Annotated in this window: 1 protein-coding gene; it reads right to left on the bottom strand. The window is 38.4% G+C overall.

Translation table 11 applies throughout. The features are described 5' to 3' along the window. Positions 1–6,091: beta strand repeat-containing protein (locus H7F21_RS07175; protein WP_185788508.1), on the bottom strand; the 6,091-nt coding region annotated here is incomplete at its 3' end. Positions 6,092–6,274: the final 183 nt, after the last annotated feature.

The following is a 6,274-nucleotide window of genomic DNA, read 5'->3' as shown; positions in this document are numbered from 1 at the left end:
TATTACCGTCCGTATAACTATAGGTCACGGTTTGTGCCCCACTCAAACCACTTGGATCGAAACTTGCCGTTCCATCACCATTATCCGTAACTCCTGTTCCACTCCATGTTCCATTTGCATCTGTTGGTGTTCCCGTTAAGGTTATCGCAGTGGCATCCTCGCATAATGCTGCATATGTGCCTGCCTCGACAGTTGGTAGATCGTTAACAGTGATAGTTTCAGTCAATTCTTCCGGACAACTATTATTTGCGCTTGTTACTTCAACTCTATACTGCACAGCTGGTGTTGCTGCCGCAATATTATTCACATTTAAAGTTGCGTTAGTTTCGCCACCAATAGCTGTAAACGTAGCTCCATTATCTGTACTTATATACCATTGATATAATAATTCGCTCGCCAATAAATTTTCGGTAGTATCATCACCTGTTCCTCCTGTTGTACCAAAATCAGTCACCCTAATACCAGAAGCATTGGCAGTAAATGCCACATCCTCACCTGCACAGACTACTGTGCCAGGATTTGTTGATATTGATGTAAGGGTAATTGTCTCACTCACCGTAACGGCTCCAGATGTTAACTGTGGAACATTACTTGAAATATCTACACCATTAGTATCTTCAATCGGTAAACCATTTCCATCGACAACTCCTTCATCTGCATCCGCTAAATTATTATCTGTTGTAAGATCATTTTGAACAAAATCTCCTGAAGCTTCAACAGCATCAGGACAGCCATCATTATCAGAATCCACATCTAATGAATCAATTATACCATCGAAATCGGTATCTATTGCAACACAATATTGCATTTCATAGAACTGTAGATTTACAGTTCCAAGCTCGTTCCCGTCTTGCTTACCAGCAAATATAACAACTTCCGTAACTGGCCCAAGAACTTCAATATTTATGCTATTTGATGGTGCGTTAGCCGTTGCAGAAGCTCCCGTAATTGCAGTCTGACCTCCTAAGGTTAAACCTACGCCAACATTGATATCTGAAATATTAACCGGTACATTTTCAGTACCATTTGCAGCTGTTAACTCCACTCTCTCAAAATCATCTAATCCACCTATCTTAAAATTAACATTATAAACAGGTTGAGAGAACGTAAACGAATATCTAACAACTTCACCTTCTGGAAATGTCGTACCATCTGCAATAGTATTGATGTATTCTCCATCAGGCATAATAGCCGGATTATTTTCACTTGTTATACCTGTCCCAGCCCAAGCAGAACCTCCAAAAGGTTCATACCCAAAGGTGACGCTTGCACCTCCATAGTTATATACATTAGGAATAGATTCACCGTTAAAATTCGACCCTGTATTATCTGCAAATGTTTGACCTAAAGCAAGTGGTCCAGAGGAACAATCTTGCTCATCAACATCAAGAATACCATCATTATCATCATCAACGTCACAAATATCTGAAACATTGTCACCATCCGAATCCGTGTTACCTGAAGCCATGGCGTCACAAGGTTCACATGCGGTAGTTATTAAAGGATCTGTTACTGCAGTATTTGTACCTAAATCATAATTTACTAGTCTAAATAAATCTACTAGACCTGAAGCATCGACATTAGGAGGATCTGGAAAACCAAACTGTCCACCATCTGCGCCTGCAGCATTAACATTACCATAGGCTTCGTTAGCATCTGGACAACCGTCACCATCACTATCTGTATTTTGATAATCGAAGGTCATATCATTTAGAGTGTCTATTGGATCCAAACCAGTTCCTGCGGAAGCTGGTATACCTGTTGATGGATCTACAGCACCATCTGCCATACCATCATTATCTACATCTTGTCCGCCAGCCTCATCAACATCATATATACCATCGTTATCCGAGTCTAAATCCACAATATCATTGACACCATCATTGTCTGTATCTAAAGCTACACAATATTGCATTTCATAGAACTGTAAATTTACAGTTGCGAGCTCGTCTCCATTTTCTTTACCAGCTATTATGACAATTTGTGTAACTGGACCAAAAACTTCTATATTTATACTATTTGAAGGCGCATTAGCAGTAGCGGAAGCTCCAGTAATAGCAGTCTGACCTCCAAGTATCAAGCCAGCTCCAACATTAATATCGGACATATTAACAGGTACATTTTCAGTACCATTTGCAGCTGTTAAATCAACTCTTTCAAAATCATCTAGTCCTCCTATTTTAAAATTAACATTATAAACAGGTTCCGAGAATGTAAAAGCGTATCTAACAAAATCGTTTCCTGGAAACGTCGTCCCATCTGCTATGGTGTTGATGTATTCTCCATCTGGTAAAATTGCGGGATTGTTTTGATTTGTTATACCTGCCCCAGCCCAAGCAGAGCCTCCAAAAGGCTCATATTCAAAGGTGGCACTTGCGCCTCCGTACTCATATATATTAGTAATAAATTCTGTGTTAAAATTAGACCCTGTATTGTCTGCAAATGTTTGACCCAACGCAAGTGGCCCAGAGGCACAGTCCAAATCGCGGATATCTAAAATACCATCGTTGTCATCATCTGAATCACAGTAATCGGTGATACCATCATTATCCGTATCTAAATTACCCGAAGTTAATGCATCACAAGGATCAGGACCACATATTGAAATATTAGGATCTGTGACTGCAGCATTTGTACCGTACAAATAGTTAACACCTGTCTCTGTTACTAAACCATTTGTAGCATTAACCGAAGCTGGATCTGGCTCACCAAATTGTCCATTATCAGATCCTGCTGCAGTAGCATATGAATAGGCCTCATTAGCATCAGGGCAGCCATCGCCATCACTATCCGTATCTTGAAAGTCTGGACCATCATTGTTAGCAGGATCACTATCTACTGGAGTAACCAGTTCTGCATCATCATCTGCACCATTATTATCTAGATCGGAGAAGCCAGTATCATTACTATCTACTACACCATCATTATTAGTATCTAAAGCACCATTGCCTGCTTCATCTACATCATAAATACCGTCATTATCTGCATCTAAATCTAGATTATCTGAAACTCCATCTCCATCTGAATCAGGACAACCACTAGCAGAAGCATATAAAAATGTTGGTGGGCTAGTATTCAGTTGACTAACTACTATAGTATTATTTCCCGAAGTATTCCATGTTATTGTATTGAATTGAGGAGTTGTAGGATCTACAATCATTTCCTCTAACTCAGTTGAAGGATCATTATCTCTCTTAGCTAACAATGTTACTGCTCCTGTCTCACTGATGATTAATCTCATCTGCAGAAATGAAGGGTTTGCATTATTGAAATTTAGAGTCCAGACGCCTCCGATGCCTCCTTGTCCATAGCCATTATTATCTGAAGCAAATATTGGAAAAGAATCACCTACTACAAAAGTAGATGCGTTCCTTGAAAATTCAATGTCTTGTGGCGCTAGTAATGTACCGTTGATCTCAATATTAAAGTTGTTATCTATAGATGAAATATCCAATATCATCCCAATGGATGACTCCATATTAAATGAAGTACTCGCTCCGCTTGAAATATTGAACGGTGGAATAATCGCAGCAGCACACTCGTTAGCATCAGTAATACCATCATTATCATTATCATCATCTGCCGAATCCCCAATACCATCATTATCCAAATCATCTTCTATAACTATAGTTACTGTTGCTGTTGAGCAAACCAATGGTCCATTAGAATCATTACAAACTTCATACACCACTGTAACTGTTGTGCCTGCTTCACTATCTAAAGGCGTATAAATTAAAGTCCCAGCATCCGCATCAAAAGTTATTGTGCCACCCGCAGTTCCTGCCCCTGTATCCGTAATTGTTGTTGTACCTAAATTATTTCCATCTAAATTATCTAAGTAGTCGTCATTAAATAATATGTCAATTGAATTCGGAGTATCAAGTAGAGCAAATCCTGAATCATCACTCGCCGTGGGTGTATTTGGATTTGGATCTGTACCATTTGGGTTTCCATCACCATCATCATCATTACTCGTACACGCTAAATCGATTAATGCATCTGTGACATTTGTATTGGTGCCTAAAGCATAATTTACACCTGCTTCAGTAACTAAACCATTAGTTGGATTGCTTGCGGCAGGATCTACGCCAAACTGACCACCATCACCACCATCGGCAGACTCATTTCCATAAGCCTCATTCGCATCAGTACAGCCATCACCATCACTATCTGTATCTTGAAAATCTGGGCCATCATTATTAGCAGGATCACTGTCTACTGGTGTAACTACTTCAGCAGTATCATCTGCACCATTCATATCAGTATCTGCGAAACCAGTATCGTTAGCATCTACAACACCATCATTATTAGTATCTAGAGCTCCATTACCAGCTTCGTCTACATCGTAGATACCATCATTATCAGAATCTAAGTCAAAAATATCATAAACACCATCACTATCTGTATCTAAAGGTACACAATAACTAAGCTCATAAAACTGCATGGTTACATTATTAGAATCACTAAGATTCTTACCAACAGTTATTTCTATTTGTGTAACCGGACCGACAATTTCTACTGCAATACTATTTGCAGGAGCGTTTGCACCTGAAGCAGAACTCACAGCACTTTGTCCCGTTATCGTAAGATCTGCTCCTAAATTAATATCTGATATTGAAACAGGCACATTTTGTACTCCATTTGATGCAACAAAATCAGCTCTATCCTCAAAATCCAGACCGCCAAATTTAAAGTTTACATTATAAACAGGTTGAGAAAATGTATAAGTATACACAGCAACATCCCCGTTTGGAAAATCTGTGTTATTCGGCTGTGTATTGATATAGGAACCAGCCACACCAACAGCAGTATCATCTTCGACACCACCATTCCAAGTAGCACTCCCTCGCAAATCAAAAGTGGCATCTACATTAACTCCTCCATAAGCATAAATATTATTTACGATAACAGGATCACTAGAATTATCATTAAAAGTTTGTCCTAATGTAACAAATCCAGGAGAACAATTCAACTCATTAATATCTAATATTCCATCATTATCATCATCTGCATCACAAGCATCTGGATATGCATCTCCATCGTTATTAATGTTATCATCACCGTTTGCACAAATATCGTTTGAATTTGATACTCCGTCCCCATCATCATCTGCCGGGTCAAAACCTGTAGCTGTAACTAAGCTTCCTAAAGCACCATGAATATCTGCTCCAGTGGTTGTGTCATCTGGAAATGAGGTAGGATCCAAAAGATCATCCGAATCGAATACGTCATCTCCAAAAAAAGCAATACCATAGAATGTTTGACCAGCGCCTATCCCTAAGTCATTAAATGTAATTATACTTAACCCCATTCTTTCGGAATTACCACCAACTCTTACTGGTTGGTTGTCACTATTGGTATCTTCCATAAAAGAATACGCTCTCGCCGGATTAAACGAATCTACTGTTGGCTCACCATAAGCTGCATTATTAATAGTCACAAGGTTTCCAAAAGATGTTGGATTTCCTGCTCCATCAATGGATAGAATTGCTGCAGCTTTGAAAGTGTTATTTCCATTTTTTTCAGACGCTAAAAATCCATTAAGATCTAAATCACCTGTATTATCTACTCGTAATGATGGAAAAACCACATCAATCCTTTCGATATTTGACGGTCCCTCACCAGCGCCATTTGTACCTTGATTCCTAAAAACATCTAATGCTCCTCTATTTATAATAGGCTCCTTTAATATAGTTTCTAGATCTATTGCTCCAGGAGTACCTGGAAGACCCGGGCCAAATATAAAATTAGAGGCGCCTGTGCGTTCGTAAAAAATACTGGCTTTATCACCGAGAACTGCAACACCTTGTGCGTTAGAAGCGATATCATCTCTTCTAAACAAGTAAAACTGACTTGCAAATGGAATTGTAAAAACACTTCCATTCCATGTCACAGATGATATGGTTACTTCATCTCCTTGTCCATACTGATGATTTTGCCCACCTGCAATATAACTATCTGAATCAGTTGCTGACTGTGTAGTTATTGTCCAACTATCTACGGCATTTTGAGCAGATAAAAAACAAGTAAATGAAAAAAATAAAAAGAAAAACGATAATTTACATTTCGAGAATCGGGTAGAGATTTTCATATTATTATAGTTGATGTATAATTCAATTTTATGTAAAATTAATTTACAATTTATCGGCAAAGTGGCAAATATATCCGATAAAGTGTAAAAAACAAATTTTATTGTACGATTATTCTATTGGAATAGAACATCCTCATTATATTCTTAAAATAAAATACTGAAACTTTAAGAGACAAGCTATTG

The sequence above is a fragment of the Winogradskyella flava genome, from assembly GCF_014243395.1.
Taxonomy (GTDB): Bacteria; Bacteroidota; Bacteroidia; order Flavobacteriales; family Flavobacteriaceae; genus Winogradskyella; species Winogradskyella flava.
This window is presented reverse-complemented; position numbering and strand designations above follow the sequence as displayed.